This window comes from Mesorhizobium sp. CU3, from assembly GCF_006442965.1.
Lineage (GTDB): Bacteria > Pseudomonadota > Alphaproteobacteria > Rhizobiales > Rhizobiaceae > Mesorhizobium.
Genome location: NZ_VFWX01000010.1, coordinates 1 through 18,533, shown reverse-complemented (window position 1 = coordinate 18,533; position 18,533 = coordinate 1). Strand labels below are relative to the sequence as shown.

21 protein-coding genes are annotated in these 18,533 nt (G+C 63.0%); 16 read left to right on the top strand and 5 right to left on the bottom strand.

Annotation, left to right across the window (positions count from 1 at the left end):
- Nucleotides 1-27: 27 nt before the first annotated feature.
- From FJ988_RS16505 to FJ988_RS16495, 3 genes are all read left to right on the top strand, one after another.
- Entirely contained in the window at nucleotides 28-1,677 is a 1,650-nt protein-coding gene (locus tag FJ988_RS16505) for an ABC transporter substrate-binding protein (protein WP_140819409.1), read from the top strand.
- A gap of 95 nt (nucleotides 1,678-1,772) precedes the next feature.
- A complete protein-coding gene (locus FJ988_RS16500) occupies nucleotides 1,773-2,246 on the top strand; it encodes a DUF3828 domain-containing protein (protein WP_140819638.1) in 474 nt (157 codons plus the stop codon).
- A gap of 4 nt (nucleotides 2,247-2,250) precedes the next feature.
- Nucleotides 2,251-2,850: a hypothetical protein gene (locus tag FJ988_RS16495; protein WP_140819408.1), complete on the top strand. Its 600-nt coding sequence runs from the start codon at nucleotides 2,251-2,253 to the stop codon at nucleotides 2,848-2,850.
- Nucleotides 2,851-2,861: 11 nt separating this feature from the next.
- Here the strand turns inward: FJ988_RS16495 and queF are convergent, their stop codons facing one another.
- A complete protein-coding gene (queF, locus tag FJ988_RS16490) occupies nucleotides 2,862-3,323 on the bottom strand; it encodes a preQ(1) synthase (protein ID WP_140819407.1) in 462 nt (153 codons plus the stop codon).
- Between queF and FJ988_RS31385 the strand changes: the two genes are divergently transcribed.
- Together FJ988_RS31385 and FJ988_RS16485 are read left to right on the top strand one after the other, a co-directional pair.
- Nucleotides 3,313-3,444, top strand: a complete 132-nt coding sequence (locus tag FJ988_RS31385; RefSeq protein ID WP_281407748.1) for a hypothetical protein — start codon at nucleotides 3,313-3,315, stop codon at nucleotides 3,442-3,444. The genes queF and FJ988_RS31385 overlap by 11 nt on opposite strands.
- 15 nt (nucleotides 3,445-3,459) lie before the next feature.
- Nucleotides 3,460-5,505 (top strand): FAD-dependent oxidoreductase, encoded by a 2,046-nt coding sequence (locus FJ988_RS16485; protein WP_140819406.1) that lies wholly within the window; start codon nucleotides 3,460-3,462, stop codon nucleotides 5,503-5,505.
- A 94-nt stretch (nucleotides 5,506-5,599) separates the two neighbouring features.
- Here the strand turns inward: FJ988_RS16485 and FJ988_RS16480 are convergent, their stop codons facing one another.
- Nucleotides 5,600-7,669 (bottom strand): bifunctional diguanylate cyclase/phosphodiesterase, encoded by a 2,070-nt coding sequence (locus FJ988_RS16480; RefSeq protein WP_140819405.1) that lies wholly within the window; start codon nucleotides 7,667-7,669, stop codon nucleotides 5,600-5,602.
- Between the two features lie 288 nt (nucleotides 7,670-7,957).
- Here FJ988_RS16480 and FJ988_RS16475 point away from each other — a divergent pair, with 288 nt between their 5' ends.
- Both FJ988_RS16475 and tdh read left to right on the top strand, forming a co-directional pair.
- Nucleotides 7,958-9,145, top strand: a complete 1,188-nt coding sequence (locus tag FJ988_RS16475; RefSeq protein ID WP_140819404.1) for a glycine C-acetyltransferase — start codon at nucleotides 7,958-7,960, stop codon at nucleotides 9,143-9,145.
- A 52-nt stretch (nucleotides 9,146-9,197) separates the two neighbouring features.
- Nucleotides 9,198-10,232 carry an L-threonine 3-dehydrogenase gene (gene tdh / locus FJ988_RS16470; protein WP_140819403.1) on the top strand — a complete coding sequence of 345 codons (1,035 nt, stop codon included), beginning with the start codon at nucleotides 9,198-9,200 and terminating at the stop codon, nucleotides 10,230-10,232.
- Nucleotides 10,233-10,435: 203 nt separating this feature from the next.
- Here the strand turns inward: tdh and FJ988_RS16460 are convergent, their stop codons facing one another.
- A complete protein-coding gene (locus tag FJ988_RS16460) occupies nucleotides 10,436-10,882 on the bottom strand; it encodes a MarR family winged helix-turn-helix transcriptional regulator (protein ID WP_140819402.1) in 447 nt (148 codons plus the stop codon).
- A 119-nt stretch (nucleotides 10,883-11,001) separates the two neighbouring features.
- On the opposite strand from FJ988_RS16460, the gene hmgA reads away from it, so the two are divergent.
- Genes hmgA through FJ988_RS16425 form a run of 7 tightly spaced genes read left to right on the top strand, consistent with a single transcriptional unit; the run spans nucleotide 11,002 to nucleotide 15,681 of the window.
- Nucleotides 11,002-12,315, top strand: a complete 1,314-nt coding sequence (gene hmgA, locus FJ988_RS16455) for a homogentisate 1,2-dioxygenase (protein WP_140819401.1) — start codon at nucleotides 11,002-11,004, stop codon at nucleotides 12,313-12,315.
- 10 nt (nucleotides 12,316-12,325) lie between these two features.
- A complete protein-coding gene (locus FJ988_RS16450) occupies nucleotides 12,326-13,213 on the top strand; it encodes an MBL fold metallo-hydrolase (RefSeq protein ID WP_140819400.1) in 888 nt (295 codons plus the stop codon).
- Nucleotides 13,210-14,223: a fumarylacetoacetate hydrolase family protein gene (locus tag FJ988_RS16445; protein ID WP_140819399.1), complete on the top strand. Its 1,014-nt coding sequence runs from the start codon at nucleotides 13,210-13,212 to the stop codon at nucleotides 14,221-14,223. Before FJ988_RS16450 ends, FJ988_RS16445 begins: the two co-directional genes overlap by 4 nt.
- Nucleotides 14,224-14,227: 4 nt before the next feature.
- Complete coding sequence (locus FJ988_RS16440; protein WP_140819398.1) at nucleotides 14,228-14,524, top strand: hypothetical protein; 297 nt, start codon at nucleotides 14,228-14,230, stop codon at nucleotides 14,522-14,524.
- Nucleotides 14,521-15,069 (top strand): DinB family protein, encoded by a 549-nt coding sequence (locus tag FJ988_RS16435; protein ID WP_140819397.1) that lies wholly within the window; start codon nucleotides 14,521-14,523, stop codon nucleotides 15,067-15,069. The genes FJ988_RS16440 and FJ988_RS16435 overlap by 4 nt, the downstream gene beginning before the upstream one ends.
- Nucleotides 15,070-15,122: 53 nt before the next feature.
- Nucleotides 15,123-15,395 carry a BrnT family toxin gene (locus FJ988_RS16430; RefSeq protein WP_140819396.1) on the top strand — a complete coding sequence of 91 codons (273 nt, stop codon included), beginning with the start codon at nucleotides 15,123-15,125 and terminating at the stop codon, nucleotides 15,393-15,395.
- Nucleotides 15,367-15,681, top strand: a complete 315-nt coding sequence (locus FJ988_RS16425) for a BrnA antitoxin family protein (protein WP_140819395.1) — start codon at nucleotides 15,367-15,369, stop codon at nucleotides 15,679-15,681. Before FJ988_RS16430 ends, FJ988_RS16425 begins: the two co-directional genes overlap by 29 nt.
- Nucleotides 15,682-15,710: 29 nt before the next feature.
- On the opposite strand, the gene hppD is transcribed toward FJ988_RS16425, so the two are convergent.
- Nucleotides 15,711-16,826: a 4-hydroxyphenylpyruvate dioxygenase gene (gene hppD, locus FJ988_RS16420; RefSeq protein ID WP_140819394.1), complete on the bottom strand. Its 1,116-nt coding sequence runs from the start codon at nucleotides 16,824-16,826 to the stop codon at nucleotides 15,711-15,713.
- Nucleotides 16,827-16,964: 138 nt separating this feature from the next.
- On the opposite strand from hppD, the gene FJ988_RS16415 reads away from it, so the two are divergent.
- Nucleotides 16,965-17,432, top strand: coding sequence for an Lrp/AsnC family transcriptional regulator (locus tag FJ988_RS16415; RefSeq protein ID WP_140819393.1), 468 nt, complete (start codon nucleotides 16,965-16,967; stop codon nucleotides 17,430-17,432).
- Between the two features lie 64 nt (nucleotides 17,433-17,496).
- On the opposite strand, the gene FJ988_RS16410 is transcribed toward FJ988_RS16415, so the two are convergent.
- Nucleotides 17,497-17,835: a TIGR01244 family sulfur transferase gene (locus FJ988_RS16410; RefSeq protein WP_140819392.1), complete on the bottom strand. Its 339-nt coding sequence runs from the start codon at nucleotides 17,833-17,835 to the stop codon at nucleotides 17,497-17,499.
- Between the two features lie 249 nt (nucleotides 17,836-18,084).
- On the opposite strand from FJ988_RS16410, the gene FJ988_RS16405 reads away from it, so the two are divergent.
- Entirely contained in the window at nucleotides 18,085-18,429 is a 345-nt protein-coding gene (locus FJ988_RS16405) for a RidA family protein (RefSeq protein ID WP_112098006.1), read from the top strand.
- Nucleotides 18,430-18,533: the final 104 nt, after the last annotated feature.

The window sequence follows — 18,533 nt, the reverse complement described above, 5'->3', positions numbered from 1 at the left end:
CCCGATCCAGACAATGGGAGAACGACAATGACGATTTTCAGAAGCAATGGTGACCGGGTCCCGGCCGCGATCGAGGCGATGGCCGAGGAAGCGCGCGCCGGCCGCGTCGACCGGCGCGAATTCCTGGCTCTCGCCAGCGCCTTCGGCGCATCGACGGCCTTCGCCTATGGCATGATCGGCCTTGCCGCGCCGACCAAGGCGCTCGCCGACGAGCCGAAGAAGGGCGGCACGCTGCATGTCGCGATGTCGGTCAAGGCGCAGAAGGATCCGCGCACCTATGACTGGACGGAGATGGCGAACGTCACCCGCTGCTGGCTGGAGCCGCTGGTGCGCTACACCCACCAGTTCACCTTCGAGCCGGTGCTGCTCGAAAGCTGGGACGTCAACGATGACGCCACCGAATATACACTGCATGTGCGCAAGGGCATCACGTGGAACAATGGTGATGCCTTCAACGCCGATGACGTGATCGCCAATCTGAACCGCTGGTGCGAGAAGGGCGCCTCCGGCAATTCGATGGCGGCCCGCGTCGGCGCGCTGGTCGACGCCAAGACCGGCAAGGCCAAGGACGGCGCCATCACCAAGGTCGACGACCACACCGTCAAGCTGAAGCTCAACGAAGCCGATATCGCCATCATCCCGGGCCTCACCGACTATCCGGCGCTGGTCGTGCACCGCGACTTCGACAAGGACGGCGCAGACCCGATCAAGAAGCCGATCGGCACCGGCGCTTTTGAGCTGGTTTCCTATGCGGTCGGGTCGAAGGCGGTCGTCAAGCGCCGCGAGAACGGCAAGTGGTGGGGTGGCGAAGCGCCGCTCGACAGCATCGAATTCATCGACTACGGCACCGATTTCAACGCCACGCTGAACGCTTTCGATTCCGGCGAGATCGACCTCGATTTCGAGACGCCGGCCGACTACATCGATCCTCTGGATAAGATGGGCCTGGTGAAATCCGAAGTCGCGACGGCGACCACGCTCGTTGCCCGCACCAACATCACCCACAAGCCCTATGACGACAAAAGGGTGCGCAACGCGCTGCAGATGGCCGTCGACAACAACCAGGTGATGCAGCTTGGCTACAACGGTCTGGGCACCGTCGGCGAGAACCACCATGTCGCCCCGATCCATCCGGAATATTATCCGCTGCCCAAGAAGGAGCGCGACGCCGCCGGCGCCAAGAAGCTGATGGCGGAAGCCGGCCAGGCCGATTTCGAGCACGAGCTGATCACCGTCGAGGACGAATGGCAGAAGAACACCGGCGATGCCATCGCCGGCCAGTTGCGCGATGCCGGCATCAAGGTCAAGCGCACCGTGCTGCCCGGCTCGACCTTCTGGAACGACTGGACGAAGTATCCCTATTCGATGACCATCTGGTACATGCGCCCGCTCGGCGTCCAGGTGCTGGCGCTGGGCTACCGCAGCGGCGAGGCCTGGAACGAGACGGCCTTTTCCAATCCGGATTTCGACGCCAAGCTCAAGGAGGCGCTGTCGCAGATCGACGTCGCCAAGCGTAAGGAGGTGATGAAGGACGTCGAGACGATCCTGCAGGACTCCGGCGTCATCATCCAGCCCTTCTGGCAGAAGCTCTACTGCCACATGAACAAGAAGGTGAAGAACTACGCGATGCACCAGACCTACGAGATGGACTTCCAGACCGTCTGGCTGGATGCCTGAGCGCGGCGGGACTTCATGCGCGGCGAAAAAGCCGGTATCAAGGATGCGTGGCGGTGATCGTGCCGCCACGCCGCCGAACATCCGGAGATCCTCGCATGAAACTGATGGTGCTTGCCGCTGTCCTGTCGATTGCCTTGCCCGCTGCCGCGCTTGCGGGCCCGGCGTCCAATGCCGTGAAATTCTTCTACGTACCTGAAGTAAAGTTCGAAGGGGACGCAAAGTACCGCGACCGCTTCACCGACCCGGTTGTCAAGCTGTTCGAAGCCAACGACAAGGCGCAGAAAGAGAAGCCCGACGAGGTGTCCTGCCTGGATTTCGATCCTGGCCTCGACGCGCAGGATTTCGATCAGAAGACCTTGTCCAAGACGCTGAAACTCACCGAGGCCGTCAATGGCGACACCGCCGAGGTGACGGCAAACTTCAATCTTTTCCCGGAAGGCGATGACTCCAAACGCGAAATGGTGTGGTCGCTGAAGAAAGTGGACGGTAAGTGGAAGATCGCCGACATCACCTCCAAGACCAGCGACTGGAAGCTCAGCGCGCTGGAATGCGGCTCCTCGACGGAGTGACGCCGTGCTTCGCCGTCTCGTCCTCGCGCTGTCGAGTTTGTCGATGCTGGTCGCGGGGCTGAACGGCAGCGCGCTGGCGCAAGGCCTGTTCGGCGCGCCGCCGCCGAATACGTCGTCAAGCGACAGTCAGCCGCCCGGCGGCAACGACACGAGCCCGCCGGCAGCGACGCCTGCACCGCAGGACGCGCCGGCCGAAGTGCCGCCGCCGGCGCCGGTCCTGCCAGGATCGCCGACGGCGGTGGTGAAGCCCTTCTACGACCATGTCGGGCTGGAACTCGATCCTGCCCAGCGCAAGAATTTCGTCGATCCGGCCAAGACGGTCCTCGACAAGAGCGACGCTTTGCGCGCTTCGGGCGAGGGAGAATGCCTCGATCCCAACATGGCGCTCGACAATGCCGATTACGACAAGCTCGCCATCGACAGGAGCCTCAGGACCATCGAGGCGGTCAATGGCGACGAGGCCAAGGTGGTCGTCGCCTTCGTCGTCGAGGGCAACAAGCATCGTCTCGAATGGAAGCTGAAAAAAGTTGGCGGCAACTGGAAGATCTCCGATCTTCTGTCGGTGACCGGCGAATGGGCGCTCAGCCAATACCAGTGCGAATGAGAATGGCCCGCTCAGCCCCTGCCGCGATAGGGCGCGACGCCGGTGTCGGGCAGCCAGGCGCCTTCGGGCGGCGCGCCGGTCTGCCAGAAAACGTCGATCGGAATGCCGCCGCGCGGATACCAATAGCCGCCTATGCGCAACCACAGCGGCTTGGTCGCCGCCACAATGCGCCGTCCAATCATCACCGTGCAGTCTTCGTGGAAGGCGCCGTGGTTGCGGAAAGAGGTCATGAACAGCTTCAGCGATTTCGATTCCACCAGCGTCTTGTCGGGTGCGTAGTCGATGACGATGTGGGCGAAATCCGGCTGGCCGGTGACCGGGCAGAGCGAGGTGAACTCCGGGCAGGTGAAGCGCACGATCGCCGGCGGCCCGTCGCCGCGCTGGTACGGAACGGTCTCCAGGACCGCCTCTTCGGGGCTCCGTGGCGCCTCGACGTGCTTGCCGAGTTGGGTGAGAGTTTTGGTGTCGATCATCGCGGATTCCTTGGATTTGCCGCGCTCATTAGCACCGGACCGCAAACTGCGCAGCGGTTTTCGGATCAATCCGATGCGTGAAATCGAAGCGGTGGCGGCAGGGCGCTCTCGCGCAATTTGAAACGGCAGGAAGAAGATGACCAGCAACGACCCCCTTCTCCAACCTTACCAGCTCAAGCACCTGACGCTGAAGAACCGGGTGATGTCGACCAGCCACGAGCCGGCCTATTCCGAGGACGGGATGCCGAAAGAGCGCTACCGGCTCTATCACGCCGAAAAGGCCCGGGGTGGCATGGCGCTGACCATGACGGCGGGCTCGGCCATCGTCTCGCGCGACAGCCCGGCCGCCTTCGGCAATCTGCATGTCTATGACGATCGCATCGTGCCGTGGCTGGCCGAACTGGCGGATGCCTGTCACGAGCATGACTGCAAGGTGATGATCCAGATCACCCATCTCGGCCGCCGCACCGGCTGGAACAAGGCCGACTGGCTGCCGGTGCTGTCGGCCTCGCCGGTGCGCGAGCCGGCGCACCGCGCTTTCCCGAAGACCATCGAGGAATGGGACATCGAGCGCATCGTTGCCGACTATGCCGCCGCCGCGCAACGTTGCCAGGCCGCCGGCCTCGACGGCATCGAGTTCGAATCCTACGGACACCTGATGGACGGCTTCTGGTCGCCCTTGACCAACCATCGGGACGACGATTTCGGCGGCTCGCTCGACAACAGGCTGCGCTTCACCGACATGGTGCTGGATGCGGTGCGCGCCGCGGTCGGCGAAAAATTCGTCGTCGGCATCCGCATGGTCGCGGATGAGGATTTCGACAAGGGCATCTCGAAGGAAGAGGGCATCGAGATCGCCAGGCGGTTGGCCAATTCCGGCAAGGTCGATTTCCTCAACATCATCCGTGGCACGATCGAGACCGATGCATCGTTGACCAAGGTCATCCCGGTGACCGGCATGCGGTCCTCGCCGCATCTCGATTTCGCCGGCGAGGTGAGGGCGGCAACCAAGTTTCCGACCTTCCATGCGGCGCGCATTTCCGACGTCGCCACCGCCCGCCACGCCATCGCGACGGGCAAGCTCGATATGGTCGGTATGACTCGCGCCCATATCGCCGATCCGCATATCGTGAAAAAGGTGATGGAGGGCCGCGAGCACGAAATCCGGCCTTGCGTCGGCGCCACCTATTGCCTCGACCGCATCTATGAGGGCGGCGAGGCGCTCTGCGTCCACAACGCCGCGACCGGCCGCGAGGCGACGATACCGCACATCATCGCCAGGGCTCACGAACCGGGCAAGCGCGTGGTGGTGGTCGGCGCTGGCGCCGGCGGTCTCGAAGCCGCGCGTGTCGCGGCCGAGCGCGGCCATCATGTCACGGTGCTCGAAGCCTCGAGCCAGGCGGGTGGCCAAATTCGGCTGGCGACCCAGAATCCGCGCCGCAAGGAATTGATCGGCATCATCGACTGGCGCCTGGCCGAGCTCGACCGGTTGGGCGTCGAGCTGCGCTACGACACCTGGGCGGAGAAGGACGACGTGCTGGCCCTGTCGCCGGATGTGGTGATCGTCGCCACCGGCGGCGTGCCGCAAAATCCGCCGCTGACCGCCGGCGACAATCTCGTCACCTCGAGCTGGGACATCATGGCGGGAAGCGTCAAGCCGGCCGAGAATGTGCTGCTATACGACGACAATGGCGGCCATCAGGGCATGGGCGCGGCGGAATTGATCGCCAATGCGGGCTCGAAGCTCGAGCTTGTCTCGCCGGAGCGTTTCTTCGCGCCCGAAATGGGCGGCATGAACCATGTGCCCTATATGCGCGCTTTCCATGAGAAGGGCGTCACCGTCACCATCAACACAAGGCTGCGCTCGGTGCGGCGCGAGGGCAACCAGCTGATCGCCGAACTGGCGTCCGATTTCGCCGACGGCTGGCGCGGCGAGCGGCGCGTCGACCAGGTGGTGGTCGAGCACGGCACGGCGCCGCTCGACGATCTCTATATCGCGCTCAAGCCGATCTCCAAGAATGGCGGCGCGGTCGACTACGAGCGGCTGGTGAATGGCGGCGACATTTTTCCGGCACGCAATCCCGAAGGCGGCTTCGCGCTGCTACGCATCGGCGATGCGGTGGCGTCACGCAACATCCACGCCGCCATCTACGACGGCATAAGGTTCGGCATCAGGATTTGATGTTCGCCTGACGGATGACGCGCAACGGGCCTTCGAATGGAGAGCCACCTACCGCTTTGGCCCGATGGCGCCGACGGCGTAGTGGCGACGCATCTTAAGCCAAGCTGCCCTGCAGCACCTTCAGCTTCGCCTTCTTGGGGCTGCGCGCCATCAGCCACTCGCGCGCCTTTTCCTGCGGCATCGGGAAGGCGATGGAATAGCCCTGCACCTGGTCGCAGCCGATCGCCATAAGCGAATCGAGCTCGGCCTCGGTTTCGGCGCCTTCGGCCACGATCGAGATGCCCAAGCCCCGGGCAAGCTCGGTGATGGCCCGCACGATCTTGGTGTTGTCGCCGTTCTCGTTGATGTTCTGCACGAAGCGGCGGTCGATCTTCAGTCGGTCGATTTCGTTCGGATTGACGTGGCTGAGCGAAGCATAGCCTGTGCCGAAATCGTCGAGCTCGAGATGCACGCCGGCGGCGCGGATGTGCCTGAGCTTGGCGGCAATGCCGGTCTTCTCGTCGTCGAGGATGACGGATTCCACGATTTCCAGCGACAGCTTCTGCGGCGCCAGCCCGGCGCGCTCCAGCGTGCCGAACAGGAAGCTGTCGAAATCCGGCTCGCGCAGCTCGGTGCCCGAGACATTGACCGCCAGCCGCCCGAAATCGATGCCGGCGCGGTCCCATTCGGCGGCCTCCTCGATCGCCTTGGCGATGACGATGCGGCCGATCTCCGGCATGAAGCCGCATTTCTCGGCGACGGGAATGAACTCGCCGGGCGAGATCATGCCGCGTGTCGCGTGCTTCCAGCGCACCAGCGCCTCGATGCCGCTGATCTTGCCGCTGGCCAGTGACACCTGCGGCTGGAAGTAGACGTCGAAACTCTTGTCGGCGATCGCGGCGCGGATGTCGTGTTCGAGCTGCTTGCGATAGTCGAGCTCGCGCCTCAACTCTTCGGAGAAGAAGGAGAAGGTGCCGCCGCCGAGCTTCTTGGCCGAATAAAGTGCGAGATCGGCATGGACGAGCAGATCCTGTGCGTTCTCGGCGTCGACCGGGTAGACCGCTATGCCGGCGCTGGCGCCAGGCATGATGGTCGTGCCCTGGAAGATGATCGGCTCGTTGATTTCGCCCATGATGCGCTTGGCCAACGCATGGATGTCCTCGGTCGTGCCGGCGCCGTTGAGGATCATGACGAACTCATCGCCGCCGAGCCGCACGCAAAGATCGGACGCGCGGCAGGAATCGCGCATGCGCTGCGCCGTCACCACCAGCACATAGTCGCCGGCGGCGTGGCCGAGCGTGTCGTTGATCTGCTTGAAGCGGTCGAGGTCGAACTGGATCACCGCCAGCCGCTCGCGGCGGCGGTGCGCGCCCTTGATCAGCGTGTCGAAATGGTCGGTGAGGAAGGTGCGGTTGTGCAGGCCGGTCAAGCCGTCATGCACGGCGATGAAGGCCATCGAATTGCGCGCGTCGACGAGTTCGCGCGTCTTGCGCAGGATGGCGTTGGACATCGGCCGGAAGATGAACAGCGCCACCAGTACGATGACGCCGATAGTAGCGAAGAACAGCGTCCGGTGCAGGTCGAGCATATTGTTCGACTTCTCGTCGGCGAAGGCGCTGATGCGCTGGCCAAGCGCGGCATAGCCGGACATCGTTGCATTGGCGACGGAGGCGTCGAGGCCGACGCGCTCGCCGCCGCCCTTGTAGCCTTCGCCCGGCATACCGAGCTGCGACTCGAAGGACGAGATCAGCCTTTGGCCGTTGGCGACGAGGCCGACGGAGAAATAGTCGAGATGGAACGGCTTGCTGAACAGCACATATTCGATCGACTTGGGATCGTTGCGCGCCGGCGACAGCGGGTCGGCGCCGGTCTCGTCGAGCAGCCGGTCGTAATTGGTCTCGAACTCCTGCGTCGCCTGCTTTAGCGCGGTGACCAGCGCCAGCTGTTTGTCGCGCGAGGCGGCCCCCGTGGCGCTGGCCAGGAAGACGATACGCTGCGACAGCGCCTTTTGCGTCGAGACGATGTCGAGCAGCGCGTCGTTATGCTGCTGCTGCGCCATCAATTGCTGCAGCAGCAGGAAGGAGGCCATCACCATGGCGGCGACGATCGTCAGAGCCAGCCAGTAGCCGCTCTTGATCAGCAGGATCAGCTTGCGCGAAACGCTATGCACTGGCTGCTGCGACATAACTGGGCGACCCCTCCGGGAGACGGATTCCTGCTGAGTTTCTTTGTGGGAAAACGCTTGCCTTGAAAGGGTTAACAGGTCGGCAAGCAGGCAAGGCGGCGACTGCGCCGGCGCGACAAAGCTGGCAAGATGGTTATCATGTCCTTTCCCCAGCGCGGATTTTTGCGCGCATCGCCGCCGTGATGGATTGCGCAAGCTTTCGCGACGCCACCGAAGCGGTCGTTTTTGCGATGGATTTTTCTCAGGCGCGGCGCGACAGTCCGGTCTCGAACCGAACAGGACCGGACCATGAGCGCAGCATTCCTCTCCCATATCGACAGCGAGCTCCAGGGCCTGAAATCGGCCGGGCTCTATAAGTCCGAGCGGGTCATCTCCTCGATGCAGTCGGCGCAGATTGAGGTCGGCGGGCAAAAGGTGCTGAACTTCTGCGCCAACAATTATCTCGGCCTTGCCGACAATGAGGATCTGCGCGAGGCGGCGAAGCAGGCGCTCGACCGCTACGGCTACGGCATGGCCTCGGTGCGCTTCATCTGCGGCACGCAGGAAGAGCACAAGCAGTTGGAGGCGACGATCTCGTCCTTCCTCGGCATGGACGACACCATCCTCTACGGCTCCTGCTTCGATGCCAATGGCGGCCTGTTCGAGACGCTGCTTAGCGAAGAGGACGCCATCATCTCCGATGCGTTGAACCACGCCTCGATCATCGATGGTGTCAGGCTCTCCAAGGCCAAGCGCTTCCGCTATGCCAACAACGACATGGCCGACCTCGAAGCCCGGCTGAAGGAAGCCAAGGACTGCCGCTTCCGGCTGATCGCCACCGACGGCGTCTTCTCGATGGACGGCATCATCGCCAATCTGCAGGGCGTCTGCGACCTCGCCGAGAAATACGATGCGATGGTCATGGTCGACGACAGCCACGCGGTCGGCTTCGTTGGCAAAAACGGCCGTGGCTCGGCCGAGCATTGCGGCGTCGAGGGCAGGGTGGACATCATCACCGGCACGCTGGGCAAGGCGCTGGGCGGCGCCTCCGGCGGCTATACCTCGGGTAAGAGAGAGGTGGTCGACTGGCTGCGCCAGCGTTCACGGCCCTATCTGTTCTCCAACACGCTGATGCCGGCCATCGCCGGCGCCTCGATCAAGGTCTTCGACCTGATCCGGCATGGCGACGCGTTGCGCCAGCGCCTATATGCCAATGCGGAGCGGTTCCGGTCTGAGATGGGCAAGCTCGGGTTCACGCTGGCCGGAGCCGACCATCCGATCATCCCGGTGATGCTGGGCGATGCGGCGCTCGCGCAGGAGATGGCCGCGCGCATGCTGAAGCGCGGCATCTATGTCATCGGCTTTTCCTTCCCGGTGGTGCCGAAAGGCCAGGCGCGCATCCGCACGCAGATGTCGGCCGCCCATTCGACACAAGATATCGACCGCGCGGTCGAGGCGTTCGGCGCGATCGGCAAGGAACTGGGCGTGATTTCCTGAACGACCGACAGCGAAAAGCGATTCCGGATCAAGAGATTCAAGGAACAACAGAATGTCGAACATGATGAAGGCGCTGGTGAAGGCCAAGGCCGAGCCGGGCATCTGGATGGAAGAGGTGCCGGTGCCGGAGATCGGCCCGAACGACGTGCTGATCAAGGTCAAGAAGACGGCGATCTGCGGCACCGATGTTCATATCTACAATTGGGACCAGTGGGCGCAGAAGACTGTGCCGGTGCCGATGGTCACCGGCCACGAATTCGTCGGTACGGTCGCTGATTTTGGTGCTGCCGTCACCGAATACAAGGTCGGCCAGCGTGTCTCCGGCGAAGGCCACATCGTCTGCGGACATTGCCGCAACTGCCGCGCCGGGCGGGGACATCTCTGCCGCAACACGCTGGGCGTCGGCGTCAACCGCCCCGGCGCCTTCGGCGAATACATGGTCATCCCGCAGCACAATGTCGTGCCGATCCCCGACGATGTGCCGGACGAGATCGCCGCGATCTTCGACCCGCTGGGCAATGCGGTGCATACCGCCTTGTCCTTCGACCTGGTCGGCGAGGATGTGCTGGTCACCGGGGCCGGGCCGATCGGCATCATGGGTGCGCTGGTGGCGCAATGCGTGGGTGCGCGAAAAGTCGTGATCACCGATATCAACCCGGTTCGTCTCGATCTGGCGCGAAAACTCGGCGTCCAGCATGTCGTCGATGCGTCGAAGGAAAAGCTGCGCGAGGTGATGCCTTCAATCGGCATGACCGAAGGTTTCGATGTCGGCCTGGAAATGTCGGGCGCAGCGCCCGCCTTCCGCGACATGATCGACACCATGAACAATGGCGGCAAGATCGCCATTTTGGGCATCGCCCCGACCGGCTTCGAGATCGACTGGAACAAGGTCATCTTCAAGATGCTGCATCTCAAGGGCATCTACGGTCGCGAGATGTTCGAGACCTGGTACAAGATGATCGCCCTGGTGCAGGGCCCGCTGGATGTGTCGGGGCTGATCACGCATCGGATCGGGATCGATGATTTCCAGGTGGGATTCGACGCGATGCGAAGCGGGAGTTCGGGCAAGGTGGTGATGGATTGGTAGCCGCGTCTTTGTCTATAGAGATGTCGAGTTGCTTCGCGCCCCCTTTGTCCTGCCGGACATCTCCCCCGCGAGGGGGGAGATTGGCAGCTTCGGCGCCCCGCTCAATCCTGCGACCTTGGCGATTGGCGAAAGCCGACGGCTGATCTCCCCCCAAGTGGGGGAGATGTCCGGCAGGACAGAGAGGGGCGCCTCGCGCCAGCCTATCAGCTCTCTTCTTCCAAGGCCCCCTCCAGCGCCGCCACCCCGCCGACAACAGCCGCGCGCTCCTCCGCGCTCAATCTCGCCAGCAACTCCCTTTCAAACGCCTTCGCGAACGGCACCATCTCGCGATAGGCGGCAAGTCCCGCCTTGGTCAGTTCCAGATGCTCTACACGGCGGTCTTTCTCGTCAGCCGTCCGCACCAGCCAACGCCGCCGCTCCAACTCCGCCACCGCGCGCGAAACCTTGGTCTTGTGCATGGCCGACTGCTCGCCGAGCTCCGTCGCCGTCATCGTGCCGCGCTGGCCGAGGCCGGACAGCGTTCGCCATTCCGGCCGCGTCAGCCCATGGCGCTCCTTGTAGATGCGCGAGAATTCGCGACTGACGGTGTCGGCCAGCCGGTAGAGCCGGTAGGGCAGGAAGCTTTCCAGCACGAGGATATCCTGTTCCATGGGCACACCGTGGCCGTTGATAGTTACATTTTCGATGGTTACAAATGAAACCAGTTTGGTCAACATCACCGGCAAGCCGCGCCTAGCGAGGCCGATTTACCGGGATCAGGGAGGATCGGATGGGCTTTTCCTACATGCCGGGCTTCGGCAATGATTTCGAGACCGAGACGCTGCCGGGCTCGCTGCCGCAGGGCCGCAACTCCCCGCAGCGGCCGGCCTATGGTCTCTATGCCGAGCAGCTTTCCGGCTCGCCCTTCACCGCGCCGCGCGGCACCAACGAGCGCTCCTGGCTCTACCGCATCCGCCCGAGCGTGAAACACACCGGCCGCTTCAAGGGCGCGAGCTATCCCTTGTGGAAGACCGGACCCCATATTGGCGACCACGAACTGGCGCTCGGCCAATACCGGTGGAACCCGACGCCGATGCCTGCCGAGCCGACCGACTTCATTTCCGGCATGCGCACCTTCACCACGGCCGGCGACGCGGTCGGCCAGTCCGGAATGGCCGCGCATGTCTATGTCGCCAACCGCTCGATGGTCGACGACCATTTCTTCAACGCCGATGGCGAGTTGCTGGTCGTGCCGCAACTGGGCGCGCTGCGCTTCGTCACCGAGATGGGCGTGATCGAGCTCAAGCCCGGCGAGATCGCCGTGCTGCCGCGTGGCCTAGTCTTCAAGGTCGAGCTCGCCGACAAGGAAGCGCGCGGCTATGTCTGCGAGAACTATGGCGCCAAGTTCACCATGCCCGATCGCGGCCCGATCGGCGCCAATTGCCTGGCCAATCCGCGCGACTTCAAAACGCCCTGCGCCTGGTTCGAGGAGAAGGAGACGCCGTGCCGGCTGATCGTCAAATGGTGCGGCGCCTTCCACGTCACCGAACTCGGCCATTCGCCGCTCGACGTCATCGCCTGGCACGGCAACTATGCGCCCTACAAATATGATCTGGCGACGTTTTCGCCTGTCGGCGCCATCCTGTTCGACCATCCGGATCCGTCGATTTTCACCGTGCTGACGGCGCCGAGCGGCGAGGAGGGCACCGCCAATGTCGACTTCGTCATCTTCCCGACGCGCTGGCTGGTGGCGGAAAACACCTTTCGACCGCCCTGGTACCACCGCAACATCATGAGCGAGTTCATGGGCCTGATCCACGGCCAATACGATGCCAAGGAAGAGGGTTTCGTGCCCGGCGGCATCAGCCTGCACAACCAGATGCTGGCGCATGGGCCGGACGCGTCCGGCTTCGAGAAGGCGACGCGGGCGGACTTGAAACCGGTCAAGCTCGACAACACCATGGCCTTTATGTTCGAGACCCGATTCCCGCAGATGCTGACGCGCTACGCCGCCGAACTCGGCACCTTGCAGGAGAACTACATCGACTGCTGGACCGACCTGAAGAAGCGTTTCAACGGCACGCCCGAGGGCGACTGGTCTTGAGGCTCGTCCGATGAGCGACAGGCTGGTGCTTCTGGGTTCCAAGGGCGGCCCGGCGTTGCGGCCGGGTGGACCTTGGCCGAGCTCGTCGTTGCTGGAACTCGGTGGCCGCGCAATCGTCGTCGATTGCGGGCTGGGCGTCACGCGCGGCCTGGTCGATGCCGGCATGAGCCTCAAGGCGCTCGACCTGATCTTCGTCACGCATCTTCATTCCGACCACGTTCTGGAACTCGGGCCGCTGATCCACACATGCTGGACGGCGGGCCTGGCGACGCCGGTAACGGTCTATGGACCGCCAGGCACAAACGATTGCTGGCTGCATTTTTGCCGGGCGATGGAGTTCGACATCGAGATCCGCATCGTCGACGAAGGCAGGCCGGATATCCGCGACCTCGTCTCCGTCAAGGAGTTCGGCGAGGGAACCGTCCTGGCGGAAGGCGGCCTCACGGTGACGGCGTTGCGCGTCGACCATCCACCGGTGAACGACTGTTTTGCGCTGCGCTTCGAGCATGGCGGCAGAGGCGTGGTATTTTCCGCCGACACGGCGTTCTTTCAACCGCTGGCCGGCTTCGCCAAAGGAGCCGACATCCTCGTCCATGAAGCGATGCTGGAGGAAGGCGTGGAAAGGCTGGTCGCCAGGACTGGCAATGGCGCGCGGCTGCGCGAGCACCTCTTCGCCAGTCACAGCCTGGCTGAAGAAGCCGGCCACATCGCCCGCGATGCCGGCGTGAAGCGGCTGGTGCTCAACCACCTCATTCCCGCCGACGATCCGGCGATCGGCGAGGCGGACTGGGTTGCCGCGGTGAGGAAAACTTGGGCCGGCGACTTGACGATTGCCCGCGACGGCCTTGTTGTGGGGCTAAGCGGTCAGAAGGCCGCGTCAGGAGAGGAAACCGTATGAAGCTTGCCACATTGAAGAACGGGACGCGCGACGGAAAACTGGTCGTGGTCTCGCGCGATCTGACGCGGTTCACCGATGCTTCCTTCCTGGTGCCGACGCTGCAGGCTGCGCTCGACGATTGGCGTCGGATTGCACCGCACCTGGCGGCGATGGCGGAGTCGCTCGAGACCAACGCTGTGCCGTCCGCGCGTTTCCATGAGCATGACGCCCATTCGCCGCTGCCGCGCGCCTATCAGTGGGCGGACGGCTCGGCCTATGTGAACCATGTCGAGCTGGTGCGCAAAGCGCGCGGCGCCGAGATGCCGGCGAGCTTCTGGACCGATCCGCTGATCTACCAGGGCGGCTCGGATTCGTTCCTTCCGCCGCGCGACCCGATCCGCATGGCCGACGAAGCTTTTGGCATCGACCTGGAAGCGGAAGTCGCCGTCATTGTCGACGACGTGCCGATGGGCGCTTCGCTGGAGGAGGCGCGGGACGCGATCCGGCTTATCATGCTGGTCAACGACGTGACGCTGCGCGCTATCACCGGTCCGGAATTGGCCAAAGGTTTTGGATTCTTCCAATCGAAACCGTCCTCGGCCTTCTCGCCGGTTGCGGTGACACCGGACGAACTGGGCGACGCCTGGGACGGCGGCAAGGTCAACCTGGCGCTGCTGGTCGACCTCAACGGCAAGCCGTTCGGCCGCGCCAACGCCGGCCTCGACATGACCTTCGACTTTCCGGCGCTGATCGCGCATGCCGCCAAAACCCGGCCGCTGGCCGCCGGAACCGTCATTGGCTCGGGCACCGTCTCCAACAAGCTTGACGGCGGGCCGGGCAAGCCGGTCTCGGCCGGCGGCGCCGGCTATTCCTGCCTGGCCGAACTGCGCATGATCGAGACCATCGAGAGCGGCGAGCCGAAGACGCCCTTCCTGCATTTCGGCGACACGGTGCGCATCGAGATGAAGGACAGGACGGGGCACTCGATCTTCGGCGCCATCGAGCAGAAGGTCGAGAAATACGCAGGCTGAGGCGATGCCGGGCGAAGCGGTCTATATGCTGTTCGGGCTCTGGGCGATCGCCATTCTGGTGGTCTTCGTCCAGGCCGTCCGGCTGAGCTATCGCATCGAGGCGCGCTCGCCCGGCCTTGTCAACCGCAGCGGCTACCCGCGCAAGGCGATGTTGTTTCACACCATTGCCAACATCAACGTCGCGCCTGACGAGGAGACGCAAGTCATGCGGTGGCGCATGATCCGGCTGCTGCTCATAGTCGTGGCCGGCTTCGTTGTGACGGCGGCAGGCATCGGCCTAGCCGGCAGGATGGCGCCATGACCCTTCTGGAACATCTGCGCCGTATGGCCCGCAACAATCTGTGGTCGAACGACCGCCTCTACCGTGCCGTGCTCGCGCTGCAGCCCGGCGAGTTCGAGGCTGCGCGCGTCAGCTTCTTTCCGTCGATCAAGGAAACGCTCAACCACATCCTCGCGGTCGACCATCTCTATCTCGATTTCCTGACCGATGGCGGTTTGGGCGCCGCGGCTCATGACGACTTCATACCGTTCGACGATGCGGCAAGCTTGGCCGAGGCACAGGCCGATTTCGACCGCAAGCTGATCGCCTTCTGCGACGGCCTGCCGGAAGCCGACCTCGACCGCCGCGTCATCACCGACCGTCGCGAGGACGGCATGATCCCCGAAAAGATCGGCGACATCCTCGCCCATGTCTTCCTGCACGACATCCACCATCGCGGCCAGGTACACGCCATGCTGTCGGGCACTTCCGTTCCGCCGCCGCAACTGGATGAGTTCTTGCTCGATTATGATTTGAAGGTGAGGAAGGAGGAGGTTGAGCGACAGGCAATCAGCGGTAAAGGCTAATTATTGTAGCTACGAAAATTCTTGACTCAATTATTGTAGGTACATAAATTCTGATGAAGATCGTTTGGGATGAACCAAAGCGGTTGGCCAACATTGAGAAGCACGGTCTGGACTTCGCAGCGCTGGACGAGGAATTCTTCCTTGGTTCGACAATCCGGCCAGCCAAGGCCGGCCGCTTCATGGCCATCGGCCGGATAGTCGGCGGTGTCGTTGCCGTGGTCTTTGCCCGGCTTGGCTCCGAGGGCATTTCGATTGTTTCGATGCGGCCGGCCAACCAGACGGAAAGGAGATTGTTCGATGGCAAAACCGAAGGTCGCGAAACCTGACAAGGGGTTCCAGTCAGGCAAAGGCTTCACCAAGGAAGATTGGGACGCCGTCTCGGACAACCCTGAGTGGACTGAAGGGGATTTCAGAGACGCCCGCCCCTTCGCCGAGGTGTTTCCGGATCTTGCAGAAAGCATTCGCCGCTCGCGCGGTCGGCCGGCGCTCGATAATCCGAAGAAGCAGGTGACGCTGCGCCTCGACGGCGATGTGGTCGCCCGTTTCCGTGAAGGCGGACCCGGCTGGCAGAGCCGGATTAACGATATTCTGCGGAAGGCCGCCGGCCTTTAGACTAGCCGGCGGTCTGTTCTTTCCGCTGGCTAAGCCGCCTTGCCGTCCAGCTTGATCACACCACGCTTGATCTGGTCCTGCTCGATCGATTCGAACAGCGCACGGAAGTTGCCTTCACCAAAACCTTCGTCGCCCTTCCTCTGGATGAACTCGAAGAAGATCGGGCCGATCACCGTCTTGGAAAAGATCTGTAGCAGGATCTTGGTCATGCCGCCGTCGACCACGCCTTCGCCGTCGATCAGGATGCCGTGCCTCTTCATGCGCTCGGTCGGCTCGTCATGGCCGTTCACACGGGTCTGCGACATCTCGTAATAGGTGTCCGGCGGTCCAGGCATGAATTTCAGGCCGTTGGCGGCAAGCTTGTCGGTCGCCTGGTAGATCGCGTCGGTGCCGACGGCGATGTGCTGGATGCCCTCGCCATTGTACTTCTTCAGATACTCGGCGATCTGGCTGGTATCGTCCTTGGACTCGTTCAGCGGAATGCGGATCTTGCCGCAGGGCGAGGTGATGGCGCGGCTGACCAGGCCGGTGATCTTGCCGTCGATGTCGAAGAAGTGGATCTGCTTGAAGCCGAACAGGTCGCGATAGAAATCCCACCACTTGTCCATGTTGCCGCGATAGACATTGTGGGTGAGGTGGTCGAGGAAATAGAAGCCGACGCCTTCGGGTTTCGGGTCGCGCTCGCCCAGCCACTCGAACTCGGCGTCATAGGCCGAGCCCTTCTCGCCATAGGCGTCGATGAAATAGAGCAGCGAGCCGCCGATGCCGACGATGGCCGGCACATCGAGCGCCTTGTCGGCGCCTTCATAGGGTGTGGCGCCCTTCGACACGGCATGCTCGAAAGCGTGCTTGGCGTCGACCACGCGCCAGGCCATCGAGGCGGCGCAGGGGCCGTGCTTTTCGACGAACTTCATCGCATGCGACCCGGGCTCCGCATTGACGACGTAGTTGATGTCGCCCTGCCGCCAAACGGTGATGTCCTTGCTCCGGTGCTTCGCCACCGCGACATAGCCCATGCGGGTGAACAGCTCGGCGAGCTTGGCAGGCTCGGCATGCGCGAATTCGACGAATTCGAAACCGTCGGTGCCGGCGGGGTTTTGCTTGCTGATGCGGGCGGGCGGCGCGTCGTGCGGGAAGGGACCCATTGCGGTTCTCCGAAAGCGGTTGTGGCCGTGCTTGGCCAACTTCCACCAAGATAGCGCGAAGCATTCGCACGGTGCTTGCATTCAACCGCTTGAAATGCGCATCATGCGCGCAAATCGTGCATGGTTGGAGGAAAATTTATGAATGATGAGCGCCTTGATCAATTTGATCGCAAGATAATGGCGCTTCTGCAGGATGATGCGCGATACACCAACAATGACCTTTCGGAGCGCGTGAACCTGTCGCCCTCGCAATGCTCGCGCCGCCGCCAGCGGCTGGAGGACGACGGCTACATCAAGGGCTACCGCGCCGTGCTCGACCGCGATCGTCTCGGCTTTTCGCTGGTCAATGTCATCTCGGTGACGCTCGCCACCCACAACCGCGACAATGCCCGCCGCTTTGGCGAACTGGTAGCGCGGCTGCCCGAAGTCCAGGAGGCGCATGCGCTGACCGGCGAGATGGATTACATCCTGAAGGTGGTGACGCCCGATCTCAAATCATTGTCGGAATTCGTCAACGGCGTGCTTTTGCCGCACGAATCCGTGCAGCATGTGAAGACGGCTATAGTGCTGGAGACGCTGAAGGAAACCGGCGCGCTGCCGATTTAAAGTGTGCCGATATTCAGGTGAGGTCGGCCTGACCTGAATCTCGGTACACTTTCGCCGCAAATCTTCAGCCTCTCTGCTGCTGGATCAGCCCATAAAGGTTCGTACACCGCGCCCCTGACCGACAGTATGCGAACACCGGCCCTTCCAGCTCGTGGAGCGCGGCCGCCTGGTCCTCGACATTGTCCATCGTGATCTGGCCGCTGATCACCGGGATGTAGCGGAATGCCAGCCCCGCAGCCTCGGCTGCCGCCTTGACGCTGTCTGCCGAAGGCTGGCCGGGCTGTTCGTCGTCCGGCCGGTTGCAGATCACGCTTCTGAAGCCGGCATCCTTGATTGCGACAATGTCCTGCGGCTGAATCTGGCCGGAGACCGAATAGTCGTCGCTGATCTGGCGGTATTCCATGGTGTGGTCCTCGCAATCTCTCTGGCGGCAGTCTTGCCACTCTGGGAGAGAGGCGGCAATCCGCATTGAAGGAATCCTCTGCCAAATAGGCCCGACATGCCGGAAATTCCAACCGGGCACAGCGGAAAGCTCGGTTGCATACCGAAGCGGTCATACAATTGGCTCAATTGGTTTCGCGCCCACCGGCCTTGCCCGGAGCCGGCCCGGACTCTAAAGAGCAGCGACTCCAAAAACGAAGGAACCTCTCGAATGAGCATTCGTCGCATAGATGTCGGCCCGCGCATGAGCCAGATCGTCATTCACGGCAACACAGTCTATCTGGCAGGCCAGGTCGGCGAGCCCGGCGGCAATGTCGCTTCGCAGACCCGCGACATCCTCAAGACCATCGACGAATTGCTGGCCAAGGCCGGCACCGACAAGACCAAGATCGTCCAGGCGATCATCTGGCTCGACGACATGAAGACCTTCGCCGAGATGAACGCCGAATGGGACAAGTGGGTGCCGCAGGGCCACACACCGGCCCGCGCCACGGGTGAGGCCAAGCTCGCCACGCCGGAATATCTGGTCGAGATCATTGTGACGGCGGCGCTCTGAGGCGCCGACTTCCCCTTCTCCCCTTGTGGGAGAAGGTGGCCGCGAAGCGGCCGGATGAGGGGTGCTCCAGGGAAAGCCGACGTCTCACTCCGCTGGAACACCCC

Excerpts from the sequence above, each read along its gene's own strand:
- FJ988_RS16505 (WP_140819409.1), top strand. The coding sequence starts at position 28 with ATGACGATTTTCAGAAGCAATGGTGACCGGGTCCCGGCCGCGATCGAG.
- FJ988_RS16500 (WP_140819638.1), top strand. The coding sequence starts at position 1,773 with ATGAAACTGATGGTGCTTGCCGCTGTCCTGTCGATTGCCTTGCCCGCT.
- queF (WP_140819407.1), bottom strand. The coding sequence starts at position 3,323 with ATGATCGACACCAAAACTCTCACCCAACTCGGCAAGCACGTCGAGGCG.
- FJ988_RS16485 (WP_140819406.1), top strand. The coding sequence starts at position 3,460 with ATGACCAGCAACGACCCCCTTCTCCAACCTTACCAGCTCAAGCACCTG.
- FJ988_RS16480 (WP_140819405.1), bottom strand. The coding sequence starts at position 7,669 with ATGTCGCAGCAGCCAGTGCATAGCGTTTCGCGCAAGCTGATCCTGCTG.
- FJ988_RS16475 (WP_140819404.1), top strand. The coding sequence starts at position 7,958 with ATGAGCGCAGCATTCCTCTCCCATATCGACAGCGAGCTCCAGGGCCTG.
- tdh (WP_140819403.1), top strand. The coding sequence starts at position 9,198 with ATGTCGAACATGATGAAGGCGCTGGTGAAGGCCAAGGCCGAGCCGGGC.
- FJ988_RS16460 (WP_140819402.1), bottom strand. The coding sequence starts at position 10,882 with ATGGAACAGGATATCCTCGTGCTGGAAAGCTTCCTGCCCTACCGGCTC.
- hmgA (WP_140819401.1), top strand. The coding sequence starts at position 11,002 with ATGGGCTTTTCCTACATGCCGGGCTTCGGCAATGATTTCGAGACCGAG.
- FJ988_RS16450 (WP_140819400.1), top strand. The coding sequence starts at position 12,326 with ATGAGCGACAGGCTGGTGCTTCTGGGTTCCAAGGGCGGCCCGGCGTTG.
- FJ988_RS16445 (WP_140819399.1), top strand. The coding sequence starts at position 13,210 with ATGAAGCTTGCCACATTGAAGAACGGGACGCGCGACGGAAAACTGGTC.
- FJ988_RS16440 (WP_140819398.1), top strand. The coding sequence starts at position 14,228 with ATGCCGGGCGAAGCGGTCTATATGCTGTTCGGGCTCTGGGCGATCGCC.
- FJ988_RS16435 (WP_140819397.1), top strand. The coding sequence starts at position 14,521 with ATGACCCTTCTGGAACATCTGCGCCGTATGGCCCGCAACAATCTGTGG.
- FJ988_RS16430 (WP_140819396.1), top strand. The coding sequence starts at position 15,123 with ATGAAGATCGTTTGGGATGAACCAAAGCGGTTGGCCAACATTGAGAAG.
- FJ988_RS16425 (WP_140819395.1), top strand. The coding sequence starts at position 15,367 with ATGGCAAAACCGAAGGTCGCGAAACCTGACAAGGGGTTCCAGTCAGGC.
- hppD (WP_140819394.1), bottom strand. The coding sequence starts at position 16,826 with ATGGGTCCCTTCCCGCACGACGCGCCGCCCGCCCGCATCAGCAAGCAA.
- FJ988_RS16415 (WP_140819393.1), top strand. The coding sequence starts at position 16,965 with ATGAATGATGAGCGCCTTGATCAATTTGATCGCAAGATAATGGCGCTT.
- FJ988_RS16410 (WP_140819392.1), bottom strand. The coding sequence starts at position 17,835 with ATGGAATACCGCCAGATCAGCGACGACTATTCGGTCTCCGGCCAGATT.
- FJ988_RS16405 (WP_112098006.1), top strand. The coding sequence starts at position 18,085 with ATGAGCATTCGTCGCATAGATGTCGGCCCGCGCATGAGCCAGATCGTC.